Origin of the sequence: Bacteroides sp. 214 (genome assembly GCF_010501015.1) — a bacterium.
Lineage (GTDB): Bacteria > Bacteroidota > Bacteroidia > Bacteroidales > Bacteroidaceae > Bacteroides.
Window position 1 is genome coordinate 140,579 of sequence record NZ_QVML01000006.1, and the last position, 24,151, is coordinate 164,729.

Below are 24,151 nucleotides of genomic sequence, written 5' to 3' on the forward strand. Positions count from 1 at the left end.
AGTGTACACTAAATTTTCAATCCGCTGAATACAAAATCAATAACATATTTCTTGTGCCCTTCCAGTATTTCGACATAGTCGGCGTTCGATTTGTTTGCTATTTGCAGCGCCAACCCTTTGAATATAAAAGGAAACACACACAACGACAAAACGTTCAATCCAAAGTCAACAAAAGGCATATTTTTTATTGTCCCCTTAGCTGCTTCCGCCTCAAAGCGCTCGTTCAAACGATTGAATATTCGTTCCGGATTATGTTTTGATATCTTTTCCATCAAAGCATCCGGGCTATGGTTTATTGCATTGAGCACAAACATGGGTATCTGTGGATACTCCGGCAATAGCTCATAATAGATGTTTATCCAGGATTCTACCAGTTCGAAGAAGGGCATATCAGAGTCCAATGTGGAGAAAACTTTCTTGATAAGAATCTCGAATGCTTCGTCAAAAATTATCTCAAAAAGGTTGGATTTAGACTGAAAATAATACTTTATATGGGCTACATTAGCTCCAGAGGCTGATGCTATATCCCGAATACTTGTGCCGTCGTACCCTTTTGTTATAAATAACTCACGCGCAGCGTCCAGTATTCTCTCACTCACATCGGATGTTGAATATCTCTTTACCATACCTTAGTTTTTAGATGATATAACTATTTCTTCTACAAACTTAAACAATCGTTTAACTTAAACAGTCGTTTAAGAGTTAAGTTATATTAAATCACGCATTGGCGGAATTAATTCACACTATGGTTGACGAACCATGCGCCTATGGATGAACGGTTGTGTGCCTATGGCTGACGCTACACTAAAAAACACTTACATTAATGTGTGAATGTGAAGACCTATTTAAAAGTAAGAGGCGGAATTCAACTAGTGAACTCCGCCTCTTAACCAAGGGTATAGAGTGATTCCTTAGCTTATTGGCCAAGAATCATTATCGTATCCGATGCAATGGTAAACTCTTCGTCGGTAGGTATCACAACGACTTTTACTTTTGAATCGGGTGTGCTGATAATCGTTTCTGTGCCACGAGTTTTAGCGTTCAATTCTTCGTTCAATTTTACACCCATGAACTCGAGGTCTTTACATACGGCTGCTCTACAAGTGTCTTGGTTTTCGCCTACGCCACCGGTAAATACAATGATGTCTACACCACCTAACGCAGCAGCATAAGCACCTACATATTTCTTGATGCGATAATTGTACATGGCATCTGCAAGAATAGCACGTTTGTCTTCGCCTTTGGCTACAGCATCTTCAAGCTCGCGCATATCCGATGATTCGCCGAAGATACCCAATACACCACTTTTCTTGTTCAGTACATCCGAAAGACCGCTTGCATTTAGGTTTTCTTTCTCCATTAGATAGATAAGCGCACCCGCATCTACGTCGCCGCAGCGAGTTCCCATCATTAACCCTTCTACCGGAGTAAGTCCCATAGAGGTATCAACCGATTTTCCATCTTTTACAGCGGTAACCGATCCACCATTACCAATGTGGCAAGTGATGATGCGTTGTCCGATTGGGTTTACGCCCAAGAATTCGCAAACGCGTTGTGATACATAGCGGTGGCTTGTACCGTGGAAACCATAGCGACGAATGCCGTAGCGCTTGTAGTATTCGTAAGGTATAGCGTACATATAGGCATGCTTAGGCATTGTTTGATGGAATGCTGTGTCGAACACACCCACTTGAGGAACCTTAGGCAATAGTTTAGAAATGGTATTGATACCTTTCAGGTTGGCAGGATTGTGTAAAGGAGCTAGATCTGAGCACTCCACCATTTGGTTAATTACCTCGTCGGTGATAAGTACAGAACTGTTGAATTTCTCAGCTCCATGTACTACACGATGTCCTACCGCAGTGATTTCTTCAAGAGAAGCAATGCAGCCGTATTTATCGCCTGTTAGTGTAGACAGGATAAATTCGATACCTACGGTATGTTCCGGGATATCGTGCATGAGTACGGCTTTCTCGCCGCTAGGCATGGTCAGTTTTAGGAATGAGCCCGGCAAACCGATACGCTCTACTCCACCCTGTGCCATAACTTCTTTGCTGTTCATGTCGAACAGCTTGTATTTGATAGATGAACTTCCGCAGTTCAATACTAAAATTTTCATTGTTGGGTGTTTTTTTTATTAGATTAAACATTCTTAGCCGCCATAGCTTGCATTGAAGTAATGGCAATCATTTTATAAATATCATCGATGGAGCAACCGCGCGATAAATCATTTACCGGTTTCGCCATTCCTTGCAAGATTGGTCCTACAGCATCGAGGTCGCCAAGACGTTCGGCCAGTTTGTAGCTGATGTTGCCTACTTCCAACGAAGGAACAACCAATACATCTGCATGTCCGGCAATTTTAGAACCCGGTGCTTTCTTTTCGCCAACCGAAGGCACAAGTGCCGCGTCTACCTGTAATTCGCCGTCAACATCCAGGTCGGGTGCCATTTCTTTAGCCAAGCGTGTTGCTTCAACTACTTTATCCACTACTTCATGCTTAGCAGATCCTTTAGTCGAGAAGCTTAACATAGCTACTTTGGGACTTTCGATACCAGCAACAGCCTTGGCTGTCTGTGCGGTACAAACAGCGATTTGTGCCAGTTGTTCAGTAGTAGGAACTGGAGTTACAGCTACGTCGCTGATTACCAATACACCGTCTTTTCCTAAATTATGCTTTTTTGTAACCAGTAGCATACCTCCCGATACGGTTGTGATGCCTGGTAATGTTTTAATGATTTGCAATGCGGGTCTTAGTACGTCGCCGGTTGTGTTGCGTGCACCTGCCAATTGTCCGTCTGCATCTCCGTTTTTAACCATGAGGCATCCCAAGTAAAGCGGATTCTTTACCAAGTCATTGGCTGCTTCAATAGTTAAGCCTTTTGATTTACGAAGTTCAAAAAGAAGATTTGCATATTCTTCTTTCTTTGCGTGGTTTTCGGGGTCAACGATGGTAGCTTTGTCAATGTTTGTTAGCTCCCATTGATTGGCTAAATTCTTAATCTCCGCAGGGTTTCCCAAGATAATTAACTTAGCAACGCCTTCTTTCAAAATTTGGTCGGCTGCTTTTAAGGTACGTTCTTCAGTCCCTTCTGGAAGAACAATGCACTGGGGGTTTGCTTTTGCGCGTGCAATAATTTCGCTGATTAAATCCATGAATGAATATATTTTATTGTATTAATGTAGGCTGACTTGCTAATTTCGCCACAAAAGTACATATAATTGCAATATCAACATTGCAAACCGCACTGTTTTTCAGTGTAAAATGAATAATTATTGTATTATTTAACATTAAGATAAAAGGAAGCAGGAATATTGTTATTTTTCATATTTTTGCTCGCTCTCAATATCGTTCAACAAAAACAATTATTTTTTGTTACTTATGTATAATCATAACATTATGTTGACATTCAAAGACATTACATTAGCAGATAGGGAAACCATTATAAAGTACACAATGGATAGTCCTCACCGCAATTGCGACTTGTCCTTCTCCAACCTGTACAGTTGGCGGTTCTTGTATGGTACACAGTATGCAGAATCTGACGGATTTCTTATTCTCAAATTTTGGGCTGACGGAGAGCTTTCGTACATGATGCCGATAGGTAAGGGTAATCTGATGACTGTGTTGGAAAAGATGATTGCCGATAGCCAACAAGAACAAAGCAAGTTTTGCATGCTGGGAGTTTGCGAAACCATGAAAACCGAATTGGATGAGGTGATGCCCGGTCTTTTTACTTTTCAGACAGATCGTGCTTATGCCGACTATGTTTATTTACGCGAAGATTTGGCTACTCTTTCGGGTAAAAAATATCAAGCAAAACGAAATCATATCAACAAGTTCAGGAAGAGCTATAATTATGAATATCTGCCAATAACCAAAGACCATATCGGAGAATGTTTGCGTTTGGAAGCAGAATGGTGTAGAACGAACAATTGCAGTGAGGAAGCAGGTATGAATGCCGAGCGTAGAGCAATAATTCAAGCACTTACCCATTTTGAAGAGCTTAAATTGCTGGGCGGACTGCTTCGGGTAGATAATGATATTGTAGCCTTTACCTTTGGCGCGCCAATCAATAATGATACCTTTGGTGTGCATGTAGAAAAAGCTGATACAGATATTGATGGAGCATACGCGATGATAAATTACGAATTTGCCAATCATGTTCCAACACAATATACCTATTTGAATAGAGAAGAAGATTTGGGTATGGAAGGGCTTCGCAAAGCAAAACTCTCTTATTACCCTACTATTTTGCTTGAGAAAGCAGTTGTTTGTTACAAAAAGTGATGATAAAGGAACAGGTTAAGCAGTTGTGGAAGCTTTGTTTTGATGACTCGGATGAGTTCGTCGAATTGTATTTCAGTCTTCGCTATGCCGACGATATTAATGTTGTGGCATACTCAGACGAAACTGTAATTGCGGCTTTGCAGATGATACCTTATCCTATGACCTTTTGCCGGCAAACAATTAACACCTCTTATATATCCGGTGCATGTACACATCCCAGCTTTCGTGGCACGGGTGTAATGCGCAACGTACTTACGGACTCATTCTATAAAATGAGGAGTAGTGCTGTCTCTTTTAGTACGCTTATTCCTGCCGAGCCTTGGCTGTTTGACTACTATAAGCGTATGGGGTATGCTACTGTTTTTTATAACTCAAGGCGTGTAGTGCACCTGCCTGAATTAAGCAATTCTTCGACAGTAGCATTAACGTTCGATAGTTGTACCGCTTGGGATGAAAAAATAGCGAGTTATGTTTCGAGAAAATTGCAGGAGCGCTCTTGTAGTTTGCTCCATACGCAGAAGGATATGCAGGCTGTATTGGCTGATATGGCATTGAATGGTGGCTTACTACTTGTAGCCTGTCACAAGGAAAATATTGCTGGCGTAGCTTTTGTAGAGCCAGCGCAACAAAGATTCATTGTTAAAGAGTTGCTGGCTGATAATGAAGCAATAGCCAACGCTCTACTTGTAGAGGCAGGACGCGTCTTCAATTTGAAAGAGGCTGTTGTGCTTGCCCCTGCTTTTGCCGATAATATGCATGCATTGGGCATGGGGCGAATTATAGATGCTCCTGCTATTTTGCAACTTTATGCTAAGGCAAATCCAAATATCCACCTCTCTATTAAACTGATTGATGAGCAAATTCCGGAGAATAACGGGTCTTATCAAATATCCGGTGGGCTATGCAAAATGACCCCATCAGCTACAACCCAGTCAGTAACTTTTACCATTTCGGAACTTACCGAGAAAATATTTTTGCCCGAAGAGCCTTATATGAGTTTGATGATGGATTAAAAAATAGTTTGCTCCCATACACTATTTTTTTAGTTCTTGCGTTATAGCTTTAGAACGACACGATATATTAATCAGCTCTTTTATTTGCTTATGGGGCAACTACTACGATTTAATCCTATAATTAAAAAGATTATTCATGTTGGAGACTTAATCCTGCTGAATGCTCTTATTCTGTTTTTCTACTGCTGCTTTGGGGAAGTGCAGGAGGTTATGAATCCTCTTGTCGAATTGCTGTGTGTCGTTAATCTGAGCTATTTCGTCTGCGCCTTTTTTATTAAAACAATTACATTAAGTCGATTTGCCACACCCGAAAAGAGTATTGTTAAAATCGTTTTGCTTACCAGCGTGCATACGCTACTGGTTATTTTCTTCTTTGGAATTCTTTATCAGGTAATTCCTCCTATCAGCGAGTTGCTTGTTTGGTATGTGTCGTTTACGACGCTGCTTGTTATTTACCGCCTGTTGGTTCGTTCTTTTATTAAGATATATAGAGCGAGGGGAGGGAATTCGCGTAGTGTGGTTTTCGTAGGCGAGAATGAAAACATGCTGGAACTATATACTGAGCTTACCAAAGATATAACCTCTGGTTTCCGGGTAATAGGTTATTTCAACGATCGTCCCATTCCCGCGGTTACTAAAACATTGCGCTACTTAGGAAAGGTAGAAGACGTTATTCCTTATGCTCAATCAAATAAGGTGGAGCTGTTGTTTTGCTCTTTGCCGAGCAAGCGTTCTGCTGAAATTCGTATGTTAATGAATTATTGTGAAAACAATTTGATACGTTTTTACAGCATCTCCAACATGCGGCACTATCTGAAGCGGCGGATGAATATGTCTCTTTTTGGCGAAGTACCGGTTTACTATATACGAAAGGAGCCACTAACAAAAATTGAAAACCAAATTCTCAAGCGACTGCTTGATATGCTGTTTGCCTCGGTATTCTTGGTTACCATATATCCTATTACGTATATCATTGTGGGGATTATTACCAAACTCACTTCGCCCGGCCCAATTATCTTTAAGCAGCAACGCAGCGGGCTTGATGGTAAAGTGTTTTGCTGTTATAAATTTCGTTCTATGAAGGTAAATCAGGAAGCGGACACTTTGCAAGCCACCGAAGATGATGCGCGCAAAACTCCTTTTGGCGATTTCCTGCGAAGAAGTAACATTGACGAGTTCCCACAATTCTTGAACGTCTTAAAAGGAGATATGTCGCTTGTAGGTCCTCGCCCGCACATGCTTAAACACACCGAAGAATATTCGAAATTGATTAATAAATATATGCTAAGGCATACGGTAAGGCCAGGTATTACAGGGTGGGCACAAGTAACCGGTTTTCGTGGTGAAACTAAAGAAGTAGAGCAAATGGAAGGACGTGTTATGCAAGATATCTGGTATATCGAGAACTGGACACTTTTGCTCGATTTTCGCATTATATTCAAAACAATCATTCATTTCTTTCGTAAGGACACACAAGCTTACTAGAAACAAACGTATGGCGCTATTCGTCGAAAGTCTTCTTCGGTAAATTCTTCGTAAAAGGCAAGTTGCTTCAAGCTTTTTAATGGTCCATTCTTCTTGCGGTATTCTACAATTGCTTTTGCCTGATAGAAGTTGAAATACGGATGTCTCCGCATACGTTCAATACTTGCTTTGTTCAGGTTTATTTGCGTAGGAGTGGTTGCTTCTTCAATTATGAACCATGTCGATAAAATGGTGGTGTCCAAGTCTATTTCTGCCAATTGAGCAACGTGGGTATATCCACCCAACCGTTCCCTGTAACCGATAATCCGTTTGGCTATACCATTTCCGATGCCCGGAATCTTCATAAGCTCGATGGAATCGGATAAATTGAGATCGATTGTAGTTCCTTCAGCGTATTTGAAGGTTACCCGGGTAGTATCTGTTGCGGTGGTCAATAACCGGATTGTATCTCGTTTACTAAAGCGTTCGTCAATGTTGATGTAAGGGTAAAGTTCGGCGTATTGCTCTTCGCTCAGGAGGTACATCTTCTTAAAATCTTCGGCAGTTCTAAACTTACCTCCTTGTTGCCGATAGCTCAAAATGCTTCGTATAAGGTGTGGGCGTAGTCCCAATGTCCTGAAAGCTATGGAATCGCTGGTGTTTGGGTCGAAAGTAAATAGGGTAGGGACCTCTTTAGCCCATTTGGCAGAGCGGCTTGATGCGTATTCTTTTCGGCTTTCTTTTCTTTCGATATTCTTCAAAGAGCCGATGAAATCGGCATATTCTGCATCAAAAGTGGTGCTGACATCGTCTGCTGTTTCTTCTTTGTGAAGTGTTTCGTAAAACAGATTCAGTAGCATTACTGCTACAATCAGACCTGCTAATACAATGATGCCTTGCTTTTCTCGCTTAGAAAAGTAAAAGAAGTCTTTCCACATAATTATTTCAGTATTCCCAGTTCATTAATAAAAATGAAGGCAATACATATAGGTGCGATATATTTCAATATAAAGATAATCACGTTGAATAGCGTGGACTGTAATGTTCCCTGATTGGTGATTTCATCTTTTACACGCTTCTTGTCGAGATACCAACCGGCAAAGATAGCAATGAACAACCCGCCCAGAGGCAACATGATTTTTGCGGTTACATAATCGAACAGGTCGAATAGTCCAAGTCCAAAAACCGCAAATCCTTTGGTGACTCCCAGCGACAACGAGCAGAACGTTCCTAATACAATACAGCTACCGGTAACGAGTGTTGCCGCCCGTTTGCGGGTGAGCTTAAACTCTTCGTGCAGGTAAGCAGTTACTACTTCGTGCAAAGAAATAGTCGAAGTTAACGCTGCCACAGCCAGCAATACATAAAACATGACCGAGAAGAGATATCCCAATACAGGGATTCCACTAAAGGCTTGTTGAAATACATTGGGTAGTGTTATAAAGATGAGGCTGGGTCCCGCATCGGGTTGAATACCAACCGAAAAGGCAGCGGGGAATATGATAAAGCCTGCCAGGACTGCAACTATTACATCAATAATGGCTACATTGAAAGCAGTTCGTGTAAGGTTGGTCTCTTTGGAGAAATAGGATGCGTAGGTACACATACACCCCATCCCAATGCTCAACGAAAAGAAAGCTTGCCCCATAGCACTCAGCAACACACTGCCTGTTACCTTGCTGAAATCCGGTTTCAACAAAAACTCAATCCCTCCTATAGCACCGGGTAGTGATACTGAGCAGCCTACCAATAACAAGATGATAATAAAAAGTGCGGGCATCATTACTTTAGAAGCTTTCTCAATGCCGTTTTCTACACCTCTGACAATTACAAAATGGGTAGCAAGCAAGAAAATAATCAGCCAGATGACCGGTTGCCACGGGTTGGAAGAGAATGTGGCAAACATTTGCTTAAACCCTTCGGGGGTATTGTTGGCAAAGCTATTTGTCGCTGCATTTACTGCATATTGGAGTGTCCAGCCTGCCACAACCGAGTAATAGCTAAGAATAAGGAAACCGGCAAGTACTCCCATGCGTCCCAGCCATTTCCATTGTGTGCCGGGGGCTAATACCCGATATGCTCCTGCTGTGTTGGTACGTGAACTTCGTCCAATTGTAAATTCCGCAATTAGAATAGGAATACCCAGAATGAACACACAAAACAAATAGATTAAGATAAATGCGGCTCCGCCATTGTTGCCGGTTTCATAAGGAAATCGCCAAATGTTGCCAAGCCCCACAGCAGATCCTGCCACCGCCAATATAGCGCCTATCTTACTCCCAAAGTTGCTTCTTTTTTCTGTACTCATCTTTTCTTCTGTATGCGAAACACAAATATAGTGAATGTTTCATACTTTTTCTGGCTTCGTTGCTTCTTTTTTACGATTTGCATAGCATTTAGATGTGCAGGTGATTAAAAAGTCTAATTGCTTCTTGAGATGGTTGCGAATTGTAAGCAATTACCTCGTAGATGGTAATATTAGTTACAATTTGCAACTGGCATGAAAATGAGTTGAAATGAACCGAAAAAGGAGAAAGGCAGAGTAAAAACAACCTCCTTCCTTAACCTCCCCTTTAACCTCTCGGAACCTCCCCATCCTTGTCCTCTTTTTTTACGAAAAACAGCCAAAATACGTTAAAATAACCTCGAAAAAATAAATAATTCGGACACGAAAATGGAGGTTCAAGAGGTTAAAAAGAGGTGTTTTGGCACTAAAAAAACAGAGCACTATATAAGAACGCGCCCGGGCGCCCGCTTTACCCCCTTTAAAGTTTCGTTTTTTGAACCTCTATAGAGGTAGGTAACCACCCTCCGAAAAGAGGCTAAAAAAAGAAATAATATATATATAGTTTAAAGGAAATGCTGTTTTAAACGCTGAGTTACGCGAGTTACGCGGAGGAGTAGGTGAAATTCAGGTTACCACGGAGTACACAGGGTTACACTAAGTTTTAGTTACGATGCCGCATGGGTGCGCAGCTTGTCCTCCTTTGGAGGAGGTGCCCGAAGGGCGGAGGAGGACGAGGCAGCGGGTTTAATTAATATCAATTGCCGTCGGTTTTAACCGACGGATGTAGGCAATCATCAGAAGCAATGGCTTTAGCCAAAAGAAGAGATTTGGCTAAAGCCAATTCAGAAAAACACCTCACAGGTCCGGCAGCTAAAGCAGCCGGCAATTGATGCTAAAGAACAGAGGATTACTAGCATGCGGTATCGAAAAACTAAAAACTTAAACCCTCCGCGCAGCCATCAATTGCCGTCGGTTTTAACCGACGGATAGAGGCAATCATCACAAGTAATGGCTTTAGCCAAAAGAAAAGGTTTGGCTAAAGCCAATTCAAAAGATATCCACCAGATCCGGCAGCTAAAGCAGCCGGCAATTGATGCTAAAGAACAGAGGATTGCTAGCATGCGGCATCGTAAAAACTAAAAACTTTAAAACTTAAACCCTCTGCGTAACTCGCGTAACTCAGCGTTTAACCTGAATTCATTTAATCCGTAAAGCATTGCATTATTTTCATAACTCAATGCATTACCACCATTAAAGCATTGCATTATCTGCATAACTCAATGCATTAGTTTTTTTCTTCCGTATGCGAAGCAGAATACAGAAAATGTTTCATACTTTTGTTTCTCATTCATCAAATAATTAGTAATGCCGCACTATATCAAGAAATATCCGCTCTCCATCATTGTTACGTTGGTCATTGTTTACCTCTCTTTCTTTAAGCCACCTTCGGGTAGCTTGCCAACCTTCCCACACATGGACAAGATTGTACATTTTTTGATGTATGCTGGGCTCTCGGGCATGTTGTGGCTGGAGTTTATTCGCAATCATCAAAAAGCTTTTCCGGTGGGGCAGGCATGGATAGTTGCTTTTCTTTTCCCTGTAGCACTTAGTGGGTGCATTGAGATACTGCAGGAATATTGCACCAGCTATCGTGGCGGAGAATGGGGTGATTTCGGAGCAAACACTACCGGGGCATTATGCGCCAGTTTATTTGCTTTTTATGTGTTGAAACCGTTTATGTTGAAAACCGGTAAAAAGTAGAGCTAACTGCCTACTTCCTTATCTCCTTCTCCAGCAACTTTATTTGGCCTAACGTTCTTTTTACCTCAACCGAGGTGAAACTTTCCAGTACCTTTTCGAGGTGGAAGGTGGCTTTCGAATAATGTTCCTCCAGCACCTTGCAAAGGTCGTCTTTATAGCGGGCGTATTGTGCTTTGTTGGGAGAGTGTACTCTGTTAAACTTACTTTCTACTTCCATTCGCTTGTCTTCGGCTATTAAATAATAGTAGTTCCCTATAAAGATATTTGCCGATAGGTTACCCGGTTCTTGTTGCAATACACTTGTGTAAAGCTGCAGGGCATTATCGTTGTTGCCAAGTAGCAGTTCTATCTCGGCTAACAAAAGGCGGTAAGACACTTCGTTGGGGTTAAGCTGTGTCAGTTCTTTGCAGAAGGAAAGCGATTTATTGTAATTCTTCTTCTCTTTGTGATAGGTAGCGAGCGTATGTGCCATTTGGGGTGCGGCTTGGCAACTCTTCTCTACTTTATTGGAGTAAAATAGTTCCGACTTTTCCGCATCAATGTATGTTGCTTGCCGAAACAGTGTCACTGCTTCGTCCCATAGTTTGTTTTCCAAGGCTACAGAAACCTTAGAGAGCACCTCGTCGCCATTTGCATGCAGATGTGTGGGCAGTGCAGAAAAGATAGCGAAGCACAATAGGAGCGTAGTTGTTCGCATATGTGGTATGTAATTAAAAATGGTTAGAACAAAGTTAATGCATTCTTGCAGTATTCAACAAAACAAACTAAGCTAATGTTCTTTACAATAAGCTTAAAAACTCTAAACTGCTTCTAAAGAATAACGCAGTTTTAGAAGCTGTTTTGAATTTCCACAGAATAATTGCTATAAGATGCTTTCGTTTTTTCTTTAGCACTCTTTTTGTCTGTTTTTTCTCTTTTTGCAGCTCAAATAGCCCGCTATTATCGCCTTAAAAAGAAAATAAACAGCCTAAAAATAGCACCAAATAAAAAAACGAGCAAATTCAAAACAACTTCTTAGAATAATACTTCCGAAGGTGTAAAAACGATATATTTTATATAAATTTGCAAAAGAAACGAATTATAACAGCAATTATGGCAAAATACAAAAGAGTTCTCCTAAAACTTAGCGGAGAAAGCCTGATGGGCGAAAAGCAGTATGGCTTGGATGAAAAACGCCTTACCGAATACGCGTTGCAAATCAAAGAGATACATCAACTGGGCGTACAAGTAGGCATTGTTATTGGTGGGGGAAACATCTTTCGTGGACTGAGTGGCGCCAGCAAAGGTTTTGACCGTGTAAAGGGCGACCAGATGGGCATGCTTGCAACAGTTATCAATAGCTTGGCACTTAGTTCGGCACTGGGCTCGGAAGGGGTGAAGTCTCGTGTGCTGACTGCTATTCGAATGGAACCTATCGGCGAATTCTACAGCAAATGGAAAGCTATAGACTGTATGGAAGCGGGCGAAGTTGTGATTATGTCGGCAGGAACAGGCAATCCTTTCTTTACTACCGACACCGGTTCCTCTTTGCGCGGCATCGAAATAGAAGCAGACGTGATGCTGAAGGGTACTCGCGTAGATGGTATTTACACCGCCGACCCTGAGAAAGACAAAACTGCTACCAAGTTTAAGGAAATAACTTACGACGAAATATACAATCGCGGTTTGAAGGTAATGGACCTGACGGCTACCACCATGTGCAAGGAAAACAACCTGCCTATCATTGTTTTCGATATGGATACCGTGGGTAACCTGAAGAAAGTAATTCAAGGAGAAGAGATAGGAACGCTGGTACACAATTAAGATTTTAACACTGTAAATTCTTTAGTATCTAACTTTTCCCTATATTTGTGGTAGTCTGAGGATATTAAATTGACTATCAGCGATTTTTGAAGACTCTCGCATGAAACGGGCAGTAGATAAGTAAGTATAAAGTGCTTAGATACACTTAGTTTTTCATGCTTTCAAATAACTCTGTTATCCGAAAATAAAGATAAAACTTATCCTTCAATTAGCAAAGGGTTGAAGCAACGTCTTGTCGTTATGTAGATTCAATATGCCACTTTTACAACTAGATTTTTGATTATTTTCAATAATTATGAGATTTTTTGGCTATGTGCGAAAAAAGTAATATCTTCCGCAATCAAAAACAATAAATTCTCAACATCATGAAAAAGACATCGTTGACTCTATTAGTGCTATCTTTTAATCTTGTTCTTCTTGCACAAAACGAGAACCCGTTCAAAAAATTAGGCTATGATGTGCTAACAGCAACTTCTTCCAAAGGAGAGTTCACGGAATTTCATGACCAGACAGACATTGTTGAAATAGGTTCTGTCTTGTATAATACAAAAAATAATGAAATCGTAAAGGTTTTAGGTCAAGGAGAGACTACTGTTGATATTTCTTCGGCTACAGCTGCCATGTCGATAGACCCATTATGTGAAAAGTATTATTGGATTTCGCCGTATGCTTATTGTGCCAATAACCCGATTCGGTTTATTGATTTACGAGGGGACAGTATAAGTGTAGCAGAAGAACATAGAACGCAGTTTCGGTCGGATCTAGAAAATACATTCGGAAGTAGAGCTTCTTCATTAGCATTCAATTCAAATGGAAACCTTGTCTTAAATGGGAAAGAAAAAGATTTTACAAATGGTATGACGAAAGACCAAAAAAAAGCGTATGATGGGTTAAAGAAAGCAATGAATAACAAAGAAACAGCTTCTGTTGTGTATGGCAACCAATACTCATCAAACAAAACTGGAGGATTGAATTCAACAGATATAGTAAAAGATTGGGGTGGGGGTGTGTATTCTGCTGTAGACCAAGTTATAGTTATTTCCCCTACGGTTGGTAGTGTTTCAGTTAACCTTACTTTGGAGGGCGTACAAGCAACAGGAAGTTTCACTGAAACAGTACAACAAAATGTAACATCAACACTGTTTCATGAAATTGGAGAATTTAATACACCACAAAGTGATACAAAAAGAGGAAAGGTAATTGATTATGAAAATTCTGTAAGAAATGTATTAGGGCTACCTAAAAGACCATATGATTTGTATCATCACAAATAAATATATAAGGTAAACCTCGATGAAACACAGAATCATAATATCCATTATTTTTGTTTGGGCTTTTTTGAATGTTAATGCTCACAATCCTAACAGTGATAGTCTTACTGTTTATATTGACAATATTTCTGTAGGAAAAAGATGCTGTATTGATTTTAATAGAATTCCATCAATTTTATTAGAAAATTTTTATTGCAATTTTTTATTGGAATGTAATCGGAATAGATTTCCGGATGTTGATTCTTTTTCTATATTGAATCCTAAAGCAATTAAGCAACTCTTTATCGAAAAAAGTGATGTATTGAGCACAGATGGTATCCTTCACGTTCGCACTAAAAAAACGAAAGAAGGGTATCTTTTTATAAACAAAAGTATTACAAATAAAATACAAGAATTAAGATGTAATATTGATGAGTTAACAGTACATTATTCTCTGAATAATAAAATTATATCTAATAAAGAACAAGTCAATAAATTATTAAAACTGAAAGAGAAAGATATTTTAGATTTGGATATTTTTATAAATGAACACAGTCATTCATTGACTGTAAATATATCTACTAAATAGAATTTCATCCATGTAGCCAATGAAAAACAAATTTATCTATATTATTTTATACTTAAATCTGTCTGTATTAAATCTTAATGCAGAGAATCACAAATCTAAATTATATTTTGAAGATAGTTATTCTAAAATCAAATTGATGTTATCAAAAAAAGACACAATTGATTTTAAAAAGGCTGTATTTTTAGTAGAAAGTGCATATTATCAGGAACAATTAAAAGAACATGGGTTTAATGATGTCGTAAAATTTTATGCAACTCTTTGTAATAAAGTTATAAACTCAGGAGATATTGATTATACAGAAAGGGATAAAAACATTGCGATGGCTCAATGCGGTGTTTTTATATTTATGACAGATTCTTTGAGCATGATAACTGATGAAGGAATAGCAAAACATCCACCCTTTTCCTATAATCATGCTGATTTCGCAGGGCAAAAAGACTGGTCTAATATGTTTGTATCTACAGTGATGCAAACAAAGAAGGGTAATTGTCATTCTTTACCTTACCTTTACAAAATCATTATGGACGAATTAGGCTACGAATCTCATTTAGCCCTCGCCCCCAACCATATCTACATTAAAGTCAATAATAAAAAAGTTGGCTGGTACAATATAGAATTGACATGTGCTGACTTTCCTACCGATGCATGGTATGCCGCTTCAGGTTATATCCACACCGATGCCATCCGTAACGGTATCTATATGCGTGCACTTACTGATAAAGAAGCTGTAGCTATGACTTTGGTAGATTTAGCACAAGGTTATCAGGCAAAGTTCGGAATAGAAGATGGTAGCTTCATCATTAAATGCTGTGATACGGCATTAGAGCACTTTCCCAAGTATATCAATGCCATGCTTCTAAAAGCAGAAATACTCACAGAGCTATATAGAGAATCTAAAGACGAAGAACTGTTCAGACAAATGACAGAACTTTATGGCAATATTCATAAATTAGGTTATCGCAAGATGCCCCAACAGATGTATGCCAACTGGCTCAACTCATTGAATTCCGAGGAAGGCAACCAACAAATAAAAGCCATACTCAATCCCCGAACAAAGTAACTTTACAGAATGAAAAAATCTTACTCCATATTAGTAGTATTATTGCTAATTTCATTAGGCGGTCATTGCTATGCACAAGCCCCGGTAGTTCCTGTTCCACAAATAAAATTGCCCCAAGGACCTAAAGTACCAACTGTTTCTACAGGAAATTCTGTCAACCCATACAGTCCACATATCCCGAATGGCAGCTTCAACCAACAAGCCCAACAGGAAGCGATCATGCGGGAAGTCCAGGCACACCAACGTCAACTGCAAGCTGCCTCTAACAATGAAATTCAACATATCCAGAATGAGATACAACGCCAAACAGATATAATCATGCTGACTAAGCATGGCTTCCCCTCGCAAGCTGAATATGAAGGAACACCTGCATTCTATTCTGCTTTCGATGAGATAAGCAACATGCTGGATGGGCAGAAAGAATTAAACCTTGGACGTGCCGTGTTTCTTATCGAAAATGCCTGGCATAATAATAAGTACGATTACAGTGAGTATCTGAAAGGCATAAAAGCAGGAGTTGATTTCTGCAACCGGAAAATTGAAGAGGAAAAACTGGATAAGGACGATAATCTTGTTAAAAACATGATGCTGTTCCGCCTTGTGTCCGATACATTGAAAATAAAAAACAGAACTACGGGAAAACCTCAAACTCATTACCCCATTAAGTATAACTACGACGATTATGAATCGAAAATAAGCTATGACAGCCATTTTGTTACTACGCTAATGCAGACAGGTGTAGGGCAATGTCATTCTATGCCCTTATACTACCTTGTACTGGCAGAAGAAATAGGAGCCGAAGCTTACTGGTCTTTCTCTCCCCGCCACTCGTTTGTAAAGATACAGGATGAAAGGGGCAACTGGCATAATCTGGAACTGACATGCAAAGCTATTCTAAGTGATACCCATTATATGAATAGCGGTTACATCAAAGCCGAAGCTTTGCAAAACAAAACCTACCTCGAACCGATGGATAAAACAAACGTTATAGCCGAAATGTTATTGGAGTTGGCAAGAGGTTATTATCAAAAATACGGTTATGATGATTTTTATCTGAAGTGTATTGATACTGCTCAGCAATATCTGAAAAATGACCTGAATGCCAAAATATTGAAATCAGCCTACCAAACCAGATTAACGTTGACATTGGCTCACTTACTGCAAGCCCCTACGCCGGAAATAATGCAGGAACTATCTCCTGAAGCATACAGACATTATGAACTAATGTTGGCACAATATAAAGAAATCGATGATCTCGGATATGAAGAACTCCCTATGGGTGTCTATGCTATGTGGCTTGACCATATTGCTAAAGAAAAGGAAAAGGCGGGAAAAGAGAAACAGCCTTCCATATTCATTAGAAAAGGAGTAGAGCATAGATAAGGTAGGCTTCATGTTTTTTCTTATCAGAGAAGTATGGCGAAGCAACGCTGGATAGACTAACCATCAAACACTTGCTGTATTTTTCCAAATTCGGCTTATCTTTGCGAGATTTTTTGTTTCTTTGTACAATACAAACTTAAAAACCCCAACAATATGATAGAAGTAAGCACTTGCATCAACGAAACACAAGAGAAGATGGATATGGCCATCATGTATCTTGAAGAATCTTTAGCGCACATCCGCGCGGGTAAAGCAAACCCTCGTATCCTCGATGGTATACGGGTGGACTCCTACGGAAGCATGGTTCCGCTGAGCAATGTATCGGCAATTACTACTCCCGATGCGCGCAGTATTGTAATTAAACCTTGGGATAAAGGACAGTTTCGCGCCATTGAGAAAGCAATTATCGACTCAGACCTTGGCATTATGCCCGAAAACAACGGTGAAATCATTCGTATAGGTATACCTGTACCTACCGAAGAACGCCGCAAACAGCTTTCTAAACAGTGCAAAGGCGAAGGTGAAACAGCGAAAGTAAGTATTCGCAACGCGCGTCGCGATGGCATTGAAATGATAAAGAAAGCAGTGAAAGAAGGACTTTCCGAAGATAACGGTAAAGACGCGGAAGCACGCATCCAGAAGATACACGATAAATACGTGAAGAAAGTGGATGATATGCTTATCGAAAAAGAAAAAGAAATTATGACTGTTTAGCCCATTGAAAAAAGGTTTAGTCATAAAGAATACCGGCAGCTGGTATCAGGTAAAGACGGAAGATGGGCGTTTGATAGAGTGCAAAGTCAAAGGCAACTTCCGACTGAAAGATATAAAAAGTACCAATCCGGTTGCTGTGGGAGATTATGTATATATCGTTGAGAACGCCGAAGGAACGGCGCTTATCGCCGAGATTGAAGAAAGGAAGAACTACATCATTCGTCGTTCTTCCAATCTTTCTAAACTATCGCACATTCTTGCAGCCAACTTAGACCAGTGCATGTTGGTCGTTACTATTAACTACCCCGAAACATCCACTATCTTTATAGATCGCTTTCTTGCCTCCGCCGAAGCATACCGGGTACCGGTAAAGCTACTCTTCAACAAGATAGATAAGTACAATGAGGACGAATTGCGCTATCTTGACGCAATCATGAATCTCTACACACACATAGGCTACCCCTGTTTCAAAATATCTGCCAAGCATGGCGATGGACTCAATGCGGTAAAGGAAGAGCTCAAAGGAAAAGTTACACTCTTCTCCGGACACTCGGGCGTGGGTAAATCTACCCTGATTAATAGTATCTTACCCGGTGCCGCTATTAAAACACAAGAGATATCTTTCGCACACAACAAAGGCACACATACCACCACTTTCTCGGAGATGTTTCCGGTTCCGGACGATGGCTACATAATAGACACACCGGGTATCAAAGGTTTTGGAACCTTCGATATGGAAGAAGGAGAAATCAGTCATTATTTCCCGGATATATTCAGCGAGTCTGCCAACTGCAAATACAACAACTGTACACATCGGGCAGAGCCGGGATGTGCAGTACGCGAAGCGGTAGAAAAGCACACAATCAGTGAGTCGCGCTACGCTTCTTATCTTAATATGCTGGAAGATAAAGAAGATGGAAAGTATCGCTCGGCTTATTAATGTACACAATCTTACTTTAAACTAATTTAACGCATAGTTCTGTTAAACCATACAGAGCTACTTAGGTCTAACTTTCAGTTAGTATGTGTCTTTGGCTTAAATGCTAAATGCACGTCTTTCTATAAAAACGACTAAAACGAGAAACATCAATGAACAAAAGAACGAGATGGATCATCATTGCCTTGGCGGGTGCTTGCTTAATAGGGTTTGCTATGTATAAGTTTACCTCTGGAAATGATATCTCTAAGAATGGTGCACCTGTGGCAGCCGAGAAAAATGCAGGGCGAAAAGCCTTAAATGTTAATGCTGAAGTAGTAAAGATGCAAAATTTGGTCGACGATCTCAAAACGAAGGGGCGCTTAATCCCCGATGAAGAAGTAGACCTGTCTTTCCAAACCTCGGGGCTAATAACCACTATCTACTTCCAAGAAGGCTCTTTCGTGAAGAAAGGCCAACTGCTGGTAAAAGTAAATGATGCACCGTTGCAGGCACAACTAATGAAACTCGAGGCACAGCTCAAACTTGCCGAAGACCGCGTGTTTCGTCAAAACACCTTGTTACAAAAAGATGCGGTGAGCCAAGAGGCTTATCAGCAGGTAAAGACCGACCTTGCCAGCTTGCATGCCGACATTGCTTTAGTAAAAGCCAACATCGACCTTACCGAGCTTCGCGCTCCTTTCGATGGAGTTATCGGGTTGCGACAAGTAAGTGAAGGAGCCTATGCCTCGCCAAGTGTTGTTATTGCCAAGCTCACCAAAACATCGCCTATGAAGATAGAGTTCTCCTTCTCCGAAAGGTATTCGGGAGAGATAGGACCGGGCACCAAGATTCTTTTTTCGCTAACCAATAATCCTCATAATATATACACAGCCAATATTTATGCGCTGGAATCGTCCATTTATGCCACAACCAACACATTAACCGCTCGTGCCATCTATCCCAACCAAAAGGGAGAGTTGCTTTCGGGGCGTACCGTGGATGTAACCGTTCGCATGATGGATATACCCGATGCTATAACTATTCCTTCGCAAGCTATTGTTCCCGAAATGGGTGTGGACAAAGTGTTTTTGTACAAAGGCGGCAAAGCGCAACCGGTTGCAATAACCAAAGGACTTCGCACAGCCGATCGCGTGCAAGTACTTAGCGGACTGAGCCTCGGAGATACACTTATTACTTCGGGTACGTTACAGCTACGTACCGGCTTGACAGTTACACTCGATAACATAAACTAATACCACGAAAGTATGAATATTTCCGAATTAAGCATACGTCGACCGGTATTGGCAACCGTACTTACACTTGTTATCGTACTGTTCGGTATTATCGGCTATACGTATCTGGGGGTGCGCGAGTATCCTTCTATTGACAACCCCATCATTACTGTGCAAACATCCTACTCGGGTGCCAATGCCGATGTGATAGAGAATCAAATAACCGAACCGTTGGAACAACAAATCAACGGTATTCCGGGTATCCGTTCGCTATCCAGTGTAAGTAGTCAGGGCTCCAGTCGTATTACGGTGGAGTTTGAACTCTCGGTAGACCTTGAAACAGCAGCGAACGATGTACGCGATAAAGTTTCGCGCGCACAACGCAACCTACCCCGCGACTGCGACCCACCTACGGTATCTAAATCGGATGCAGACGCCATGCCCATCTTAATGGTAGCCATTCAGAGTGATAAACGCTCCTTGCTCGAAATTAGCGAGATAGCCGACCTTACGGTGAAGGAACAACTGCAAACAATCTCCGACGTGAGTAGCGTAGGCATCTGGGGCGAGAAGCGTTATTCTATGCGCCTTTGGCTCGACCCGGTGAAAATGGCAGCTTACGGCATTACCCCCATGGATGTGAAGTCGGCTGTAGACCGCGAAAACGTGGAGCTTCCTTCGGGAAAGATAGAAGGAACTGCTACCGAACTTACTATTCGCACGTTGGGGCTGATGACCACAGCAGCAGAGTTTAATAACCTTATCATAAAAGAAGACAACGACAGAATTGTTCGCTTTAGCGATATTGGTGCGGCGGAAGTAGAGCCAAGAGATATTCAAAGCTATATGAAGATGAATGGCATACCTATGGTGGCAGTGGTGGTTACACCGCAACCCGGTGCCAACCATATTCAGATTGCCGATGCTGTTTATCAGCGCATGGAACAAATGAAGAAAGATCTTCCCGAAGATATTATCACCAACTACGGCTTTGATACCACAAAATTTATCCGTGCCTCTATCAAGGAGGTAGAAGAAACCGTGTACGTTGCCTTTGTATTGGTTATTATTATCATCTTCCTTTTCTTGCGCGACTGGCGCGTTACACTGGTGCCCTGCGTGGTTATTCCTGTATCGCTGGTAGGTGCGTTCTTTATCATGTATATAGCAGGTTTCTCTATCAATGTGCTCTCTATGTTGGCGGTAGTGCTTGCGGTGGGACTCGTAGTAGATGATGCTATTGTGATGACCGAGAATATCTATGTGCGCATAGAGCAGGGCATGTCGCCCCGTCAGGCAGGTATCGAAGGCTCTAAAGAAATATTCTTTGCGGTTGTTTCCACAACGATAACTCTGGTTGCCGTGTTTTTCCCCATTGTGTTTATGCAAGGAATGACAGGTCGCCTCTTTCGAGAGTTTAGTCTTGTAATATCGGGGTCGGTAATCATCTCATCGTTTGCCGCACTTACCTTTACGCCTATGCTTGCTACGAAGTTGCTGGTACGCCAAGAAAAAAAGAACTGGTTCTACCGGCAAACCGAGCCTTTCTTTGAGGGGATGAACAACCTGTACAGCAAATCATTGGCAGCTTTCCTGAAAAAGAGATATTGGGCAATACCCATTGTATTGTTAATGGCGGTTATCATTGTTTACTTCTGGAATCTCATACCTTCCGAAATGGCTCCGTTAGAAGACCGTTCCAGTATCACCATTAATACGCGTGGTCCCGAAGGTGTTACCTACGAATACATGCGCGATTACACAGAAGATATCAACTTGTTGGTAGATTCGTTGATTCCCGATGCCGAAGCTATTACCGCCCGTGTATCCAGTGGTAGTGGAAATGTGCGTATCTCTCTTAAAGATATGAAAGACAGGGATTACAGCCAGATGGATGTAGCCGAAGAACTATCGCGCGCGGTACAAAAGAAAACCATGGCGCGCTCCTTTGTACAACAACAATCCAGTATGGGTGGCAGGCGTGGAGGTATGCCTGTGCAGTATGTATTGCAAGCCACAAGTATAGGGAAACTGCAGGAGGTTTTGCCTATCTTTATGAATAAGGTCTATGAAAATCCTACGTTTCAGATGTCGGACGTAAACCTGAAATTCAGCAAGCCCGAGGCGCGCATCAAGATAGACCGCGACAAAGCAAGTATGATGGGGGTAAGCACCCGAAGCATAGCGCAAACCTTGCAGTATGGACTTAGCGGACAGCGCATGGGCTATTTCTATATGAATGGTAAGCAGTACGAGATACTTGGAGAGATTAACCGCCAGCAACGCAATCAGCCTGCCGATCTTCGCTCACTTTATGTAAGCAGTGATAAAGGTGCAATGATTTCACTCGATAATCTGGTGGACATTAGCGAAGACATCGCACCTCCCCAATTGTATCGTTTCAATCGTTTTGTCTCTGCTACCGTTTCGGCGGGGCTTGCCAAAGGCAAAACCATTGGGCAAGGACTCGATGAAATGGATAAAATAGCCAAAGAAGTACTGGACGATACTTTCCGTACCGCACTTACGGGCGACTCTAAGGAGTATCGCGACAGCTCTTCCAGTTTGATATTTGCTTTCGGATTGGCCATCTTCCTTATCTTTCTGGTTTTGGCAGCACAGTTCGAGAGTTTCAAAGACCCGTTTGTGGTAATGTTTACCGTTCCGTTGGCTATTGCGGGAGCACTGGTGTTTATGTACTTCGGAGGAATCACCATGAATATATACAGTCAGATTGGTATCATTATGCTCATTGGACTGGTGGCGAAGAATGGTATTCTTATCGTAGAGTTTGCCAACCAGAAACAAGAGGTGGGAGTTGACAAGCAAACCGCTATTCGCGAAGCCTCCTTGCAACGACTGCGTCCTATCCTGATGACCAGTGCCTCGACCATCCTTGGTCTGTTGCCACTTGCCCTTGCCAGTGGCGAGGGGGCTAACGGACGTATTGCCATGGGTGTATCTGTTATCGGTGGACTGCTGGTGTCTACTTTTATGACCATGTATATTGTTCCGGCTATGTATAGCTACTTATCTACCAACCGTGCCAAAAAGAAAAAAGAATGAAAAAGCTTTATGTATATATCGTCTTGTTTTGTTTGCCTGTGACAATCTATGCGCAGGAAGTGCTCGATTTGAAAACCTGCCTCGAAATAGGACTACAAGAGAATTTCTCCGTGCGAATAAGCAAGAACAGTGAACAGGTAACGCACAATAATGTTACCTTGGGTAATGCTGGTTATCTGCCTACCTTAGACTTGAACGCAAGTTACGCGGGAAGCCTGAACGATACGGAAACAACTGCTCGCGAAACAGGTATTGCCAGTAAAACAACCGGCGTTTATGACCAAACCGTCAATGTAGGGCTGAGTCTGAACTGGACTATCTTCGATGGGTTCAATATACAGACCAACTATCAACGGCTAAAAGAGTTGGAGAAGCAGGGCGAAACAAATACCCGCATTGCCATCGAAGACTTCATAGCCAATATGACCGCCGAGTACTATACCTTCATCGAAGAGAAAAAACGTCTGAAAAATCTGCGCTATGCCGTGTCGCTCTCCAAAGAACGATTGCGTATTGTTGAAGCGAGATACAACATCGGTAGTTTCTCGCGCTTAGACCTGCAGCAAGCCCGTGTGGATTTTAATGCCGATAGCTCCAAGTACATGAAACAACAGGAATTACTGCATAGCTCGCGTATCCGCTTCAATGAATTGTTGGCACACGAGGATGTAAATCGCGACATTAATCTGGCAGATTCTGTTATTGATGTAAATAAGCTCTTTCTATTCGAGGAGTTGTGGAAAGCTACTATGGAGACAAACGCCGATCTCTTGAAAGCCGAACAAAACCAAACACTGGCACAACTGGACTTGAAGACGGTTAATTCGCGCAATTATCCTTACCTCAAATTTAGTACCGGTTATGGCTATACGCACAACAAATACGATGTGGCTGCCAATAGTAAACGAACCAATTGGGGACTTAATGGAACGGTTACCGTAGGTATCAATCTCTTTAATGGCAACCGCAAGCGTGAACGGCGTAATGCGAATATCGGGATAGAGAACGCACGCCTGCAGCGTCAGCAATTGATGCAAAGTTTGCAAGCCGACTTCAATAACCTGTGGCAGGCCTATAAAAATAACATTGAAGTGTTAAAACTGGAACAAGAAAACCTTATCTCTGCCAAAGAGAATCACGAAATTGCTATGGATAGATATATGCTTGGCGACCTTTCGGGTATTGAAATGCGCGAAGCACAGAAGAGTTTGCTCGATGCCGAAGAGCGTATTCTCTCTGCCGAGTACGACACCAAACTATGCGAAATATCACTGTTGCAAATAAGTGGAACAATTACACAATACTTAAAATAAAATACC

Annotated in this window: 21 protein-coding genes; 14 read left to right on the top strand and 7 right to left on the bottom strand. The window is 41.5% G+C overall.

All coding sequences use genetic code 11. The features are described 5' to 3' along the window. Positions 1–8: 8 nt before the first annotated feature. The 3 genes from D0T50_RS06445 to pta all read right to left on the bottom strand — a co-directional run bounded on the left by D0T50_RS06445 (position 9) and on the right by pta (position 3,156). Entirely contained in the window at positions 9–626 is a 618-nt protein-coding gene (locus D0T50_RS06445; protein WP_163222691.1) for a TetR/AcrR family transcriptional regulator, read from the bottom strand. A gap of 290 nt (positions 627–916) precedes the next feature. After that, positions 917–2,119: an acetate kinase gene (locus tag D0T50_RS06450; RefSeq protein ID WP_163222692.1), complete on the bottom strand. Its 1,203-nt coding sequence runs from the start codon at positions 2,117–2,119 to the stop codon at positions 917–919. Between the two features lie 23 nt (positions 2,120–2,142). Then, positions 2,143–3,156, bottom strand: coding sequence for a phosphate acetyltransferase (pta, locus tag D0T50_RS06455; RefSeq protein ID WP_163222693.1), 1,014 nt, complete (start codon positions 3,154–3,156; stop codon positions 2,143–2,145). Between the two features lie 244 nt (positions 3,157–3,400). Here pta and D0T50_RS06460 point away from each other — a divergent pair, with 244 nt between their 5' ends. The 3 genes from D0T50_RS06460 to D0T50_RS06470 all read left to right on the top strand — a co-directional run bounded on the left by D0T50_RS06460 (position 3,401) and on the right by D0T50_RS06470 (position 6,789). Further along, entirely contained in the window at positions 3,401–4,291 is an 891-nt protein-coding gene (locus D0T50_RS06460) for a DUF2156 domain-containing protein (RefSeq protein WP_163222694.1), read from the top strand. Next, a complete protein-coding gene (locus tag D0T50_RS06465) occupies positions 4,291–5,304 on the top strand; it encodes a GNAT family N-acetyltransferase (RefSeq protein WP_163222695.1) in 1,014 nt (337 codons plus the stop codon). Before D0T50_RS06460 ends, D0T50_RS06465 begins: the two co-directional genes overlap by 1 nt. A gap of 90 nt (positions 5,305–5,394) precedes the next feature. After that, complete coding sequence (locus D0T50_RS06470) at positions 5,395–6,789, top strand: undecaprenyl-phosphate glucose phosphotransferase (protein ID WP_163222696.1); 1,395 nt, start codon at positions 5,395–5,397, stop codon at positions 6,787–6,789. Here D0T50_RS06470 and D0T50_RS06475 read toward each other — a convergent pair. The 3 genes from D0T50_RS06475 to D0T50_RS13875 form a co-directional block, all read right to left on the bottom strand. Then, positions 6,786–7,706, bottom strand: coding sequence for a helix-hairpin-helix domain-containing protein (locus tag D0T50_RS06475; RefSeq protein ID WP_163222697.1), 921 nt, complete (start codon positions 7,704–7,706; stop codon positions 6,786–6,788). The genes D0T50_RS06470 and D0T50_RS06475 overlap by 4 nt on opposite strands. 2 nt (positions 7,707–7,708) lie before the next feature. Continuing rightward, complete coding sequence (locus D0T50_RS06480; protein ID WP_163222698.1) at positions 7,709–9,076, bottom strand: sodium-dependent transporter; 1,368 nt, start codon at positions 9,074–9,076, stop codon at positions 7,709–7,711. 1,124 nt (positions 9,077–10,200) lie between these two features. Beyond that, the gene (locus D0T50_RS13875) at positions 10,201–10,329 is read right to left on the bottom strand and encodes a hypothetical protein (RefSeq protein ID WP_255490072.1); all 129 of its coding nucleotides are present in this window, start codon (positions 10,327–10,329) and stop codon (positions 10,201–10,203) included. Between the two features lie 91 nt (positions 10,330–10,420). On the opposite strand from D0T50_RS13875, the gene D0T50_RS06485 reads away from it, so the two are divergent. Further along, positions 10,421–10,816 carry a VanZ family protein gene (locus D0T50_RS06485; RefSeq protein WP_163222699.1) on the top strand — a complete coding sequence of 132 codons (396 nt, stop codon included), beginning with the start codon at positions 10,421–10,423 and terminating at the stop codon, positions 10,814–10,816. Between the two features lie 10 nt (positions 10,817–10,826). Here the strand turns inward: D0T50_RS06485 and D0T50_RS06490 are convergent, their stop codons facing one another. Further along, positions 10,827–11,513 carry a lipopolysaccharide assembly protein LapB gene (locus D0T50_RS06490; RefSeq protein WP_163222700.1) on the bottom strand — a complete coding sequence of 229 codons (687 nt, stop codon included), beginning with the start codon at positions 11,511–11,513 and terminating at the stop codon, positions 10,827–10,829. A gap of 395 nt (positions 11,514–11,908) precedes the next feature. On the opposite strand from D0T50_RS06490, the gene pyrH reads away from it, so the two are divergent. From pyrH to D0T50_RS06540, 10 genes are all read left to right on the top strand, one after another. Beyond that, positions 11,909–12,619, top strand: a complete 711-nt coding sequence (gene pyrH, locus D0T50_RS06495) for a UMP kinase (RefSeq protein WP_163222701.1) — start codon at positions 11,909–11,911, stop codon at positions 12,617–12,619. Positions 12,620–12,984: 365 nt separating this feature from the next. Beyond that, entirely contained in the window at positions 12,985–13,893 is a 909-nt protein-coding gene (locus D0T50_RS13765) for a hypothetical protein (RefSeq protein WP_239058223.1), read from the top strand. Between the two features lie 19 nt (positions 13,894–13,912). Further along, a complete protein-coding gene (locus D0T50_RS06505; protein WP_163222702.1) occupies positions 13,913–14,458 on the top strand; it encodes a hypothetical protein in 546 nt (181 codons plus the stop codon). A gap of 19 nt (positions 14,459–14,477) precedes the next feature. Then, positions 14,478–15,518 carry a hypothetical protein gene (locus tag D0T50_RS06510; protein ID WP_163222703.1) on the top strand — a complete coding sequence of 347 codons (1,041 nt, stop codon included), beginning with the start codon at positions 14,478–14,480 and terminating at the stop codon, positions 15,516–15,518. Between the two features lie 9 nt (positions 15,519–15,527). After that, positions 15,528–16,901: a hypothetical protein gene (locus D0T50_RS06515; RefSeq protein WP_163222704.1), complete on the top strand. Its 1,374-nt coding sequence runs from the start codon at positions 15,528–15,530 to the stop codon at positions 16,899–16,901. A 153-nt stretch (positions 16,902–17,054) separates the two neighbouring features. After that, the gene (frr, locus tag D0T50_RS06520; RefSeq protein WP_163222705.1) at positions 17,055–17,615 is read left to right on the top strand and encodes a ribosome recycling factor; all 561 of its coding nucleotides are present in this window, start codon (positions 17,055–17,057) and stop codon (positions 17,613–17,615) included. A gap of 4 nt (positions 17,616–17,619) precedes the next feature. Further along, positions 17,620–18,555, top strand: a complete 936-nt coding sequence (gene rsgA, locus D0T50_RS06525; RefSeq protein WP_163222706.1) for a ribosome small subunit-dependent GTPase A — start codon at positions 17,620–17,622, stop codon at positions 18,553–18,555. A 149-nt stretch (positions 18,556–18,704) separates the two neighbouring features. Beyond that, positions 18,705–19,787 carry an efflux RND transporter periplasmic adaptor subunit gene (locus tag D0T50_RS06530; RefSeq protein WP_163222707.1) on the top strand — a complete coding sequence of 361 codons (1,083 nt, stop codon included), beginning with the start codon at positions 18,705–18,707 and terminating at the stop codon, positions 19,785–19,787. Between the two features lie 12 nt (positions 19,788–19,799). After that, positions 19,800–22,832, top strand: coding sequence for an efflux RND transporter permease subunit (locus D0T50_RS06535; protein WP_163222708.1), 3,033 nt, complete (start codon positions 19,800–19,802; stop codon positions 22,830–22,832). Beyond that, positions 22,829–24,145, top strand: coding sequence for a TolC family protein (locus D0T50_RS06540; RefSeq protein WP_163222709.1), 1,317 nt, complete (start codon positions 22,829–22,831; stop codon positions 24,143–24,145). The genes D0T50_RS06535 and D0T50_RS06540 overlap by 4 nt, the downstream gene beginning before the upstream one ends. The last annotated feature ends 6 nt before the right edge of the window (positions 24,146–24,151 follow it).

Coding starts and splice junctions, on each gene's coding strand:
- D0T50_RS06530 (WP_163222707.1), top strand. CDS start 18,705: ATGAACAAAAGAACGAGATGGATCATCATTGCCTTGGCGGGTGCTTGC.
- D0T50_RS06480 (WP_163222698.1), bottom strand. CDS start 9,076: ATGAGTACAGAAAAAAGAAGCAACTTTGGGAGTAAGATAGGCGCTATA.
- D0T50_RS06515 (WP_163222704.1), top strand. CDS start 15,528: ATGAAAAAATCTTACTCCATATTAGTAGTATTATTGCTAATTTCATTA.
- D0T50_RS06535 (WP_163222708.1), top strand. CDS start 19,800: ATGAATATTTCCGAATTAAGCATACGTCGACCGGTATTGGCAACCGTA.
- D0T50_RS13765 (WP_239058223.1), top strand. CDS start 12,985: ATGAAAAAGACATCGTTGACTCTATTAGTGCTATCTTTTAATCTTGTT.
- D0T50_RS06450 (WP_163222692.1), bottom strand. CDS start 2,119: ATGAAAATTTTAGTATTGAACTGCGGAAGTTCATCTATCAAATACAAG.
- D0T50_RS06465 (WP_163222695.1), top strand. CDS start 4,291: ATGATAAAGGAACAGGTTAAGCAGTTGTGGAAGCTTTGTTTTGATGAC.
- D0T50_RS06475 (WP_163222697.1), bottom strand. CDS start 7,706: ATGTGGAAAGACTTCTTTTACTTTTCTAAGCGAGAAAAGCAAGGCATC.
- D0T50_RS06540 (WP_163222709.1), top strand. CDS start 22,829: ATGAAAAAGCTTTATGTATATATCGTCTTGTTTTGTTTGCCTGTGACA.
- D0T50_RS06470 (WP_163222696.1), top strand. CDS start 5,395: ATGGGGCAACTACTACGATTTAATCCTATAATTAAAAAGATTATTCAT.
- D0T50_RS06510 (WP_163222703.1), top strand. CDS start 14,478: ATGAAAAACAAATTTATCTATATTATTTTATACTTAAATCTGTCTGTA.
- D0T50_RS06505 (WP_163222702.1), top strand. CDS start 13,913: ATGAAACACAGAATCATAATATCCATTATTTTTGTTTGGGCTTTTTTG.
- D0T50_RS06485 (WP_163222699.1), top strand. CDS start 10,421: ATGCCGCACTATATCAAGAAATATCCGCTCTCCATCATTGTTACGTTG.
- D0T50_RS06445 (WP_163222691.1), bottom strand. CDS start 626: ATGGTAAAGAGATATTCAACATCCGATGTGAGTGAGAGAATACTGGAC.
- D0T50_RS06490 (WP_163222700.1), bottom strand. CDS start 11,513: ATGCGAACAACTACGCTCCTATTGTGCTTCGCTATCTTTTCTGCACTG.
- D0T50_RS06460 (WP_163222694.1), top strand. CDS start 3,401: ATGTTGACATTCAAAGACATTACATTAGCAGATAGGGAAACCATTATA.
- pta (WP_163222693.1), bottom strand. CDS start 3,156: ATGGATTTAATCAGCGAAATTATTGCACGCGCAAAAGCAAACCCCCAG.
- pyrH (WP_163222701.1), top strand. CDS start 11,909: ATGGCAAAATACAAAAGAGTTCTCCTAAAACTTAGCGGAGAAAGCCTG.
- D0T50_RS13875 (WP_255490072.1), bottom strand. CDS start 10,329: ATGCAGATAATGCAATGCTTTAATGGTGGTAATGCATTGAGTTATGAA.
- frr (WP_163222705.1), top strand. CDS start 17,055: ATGATAGAAGTAAGCACTTGCATCAACGAAACACAAGAGAAGATGGAT.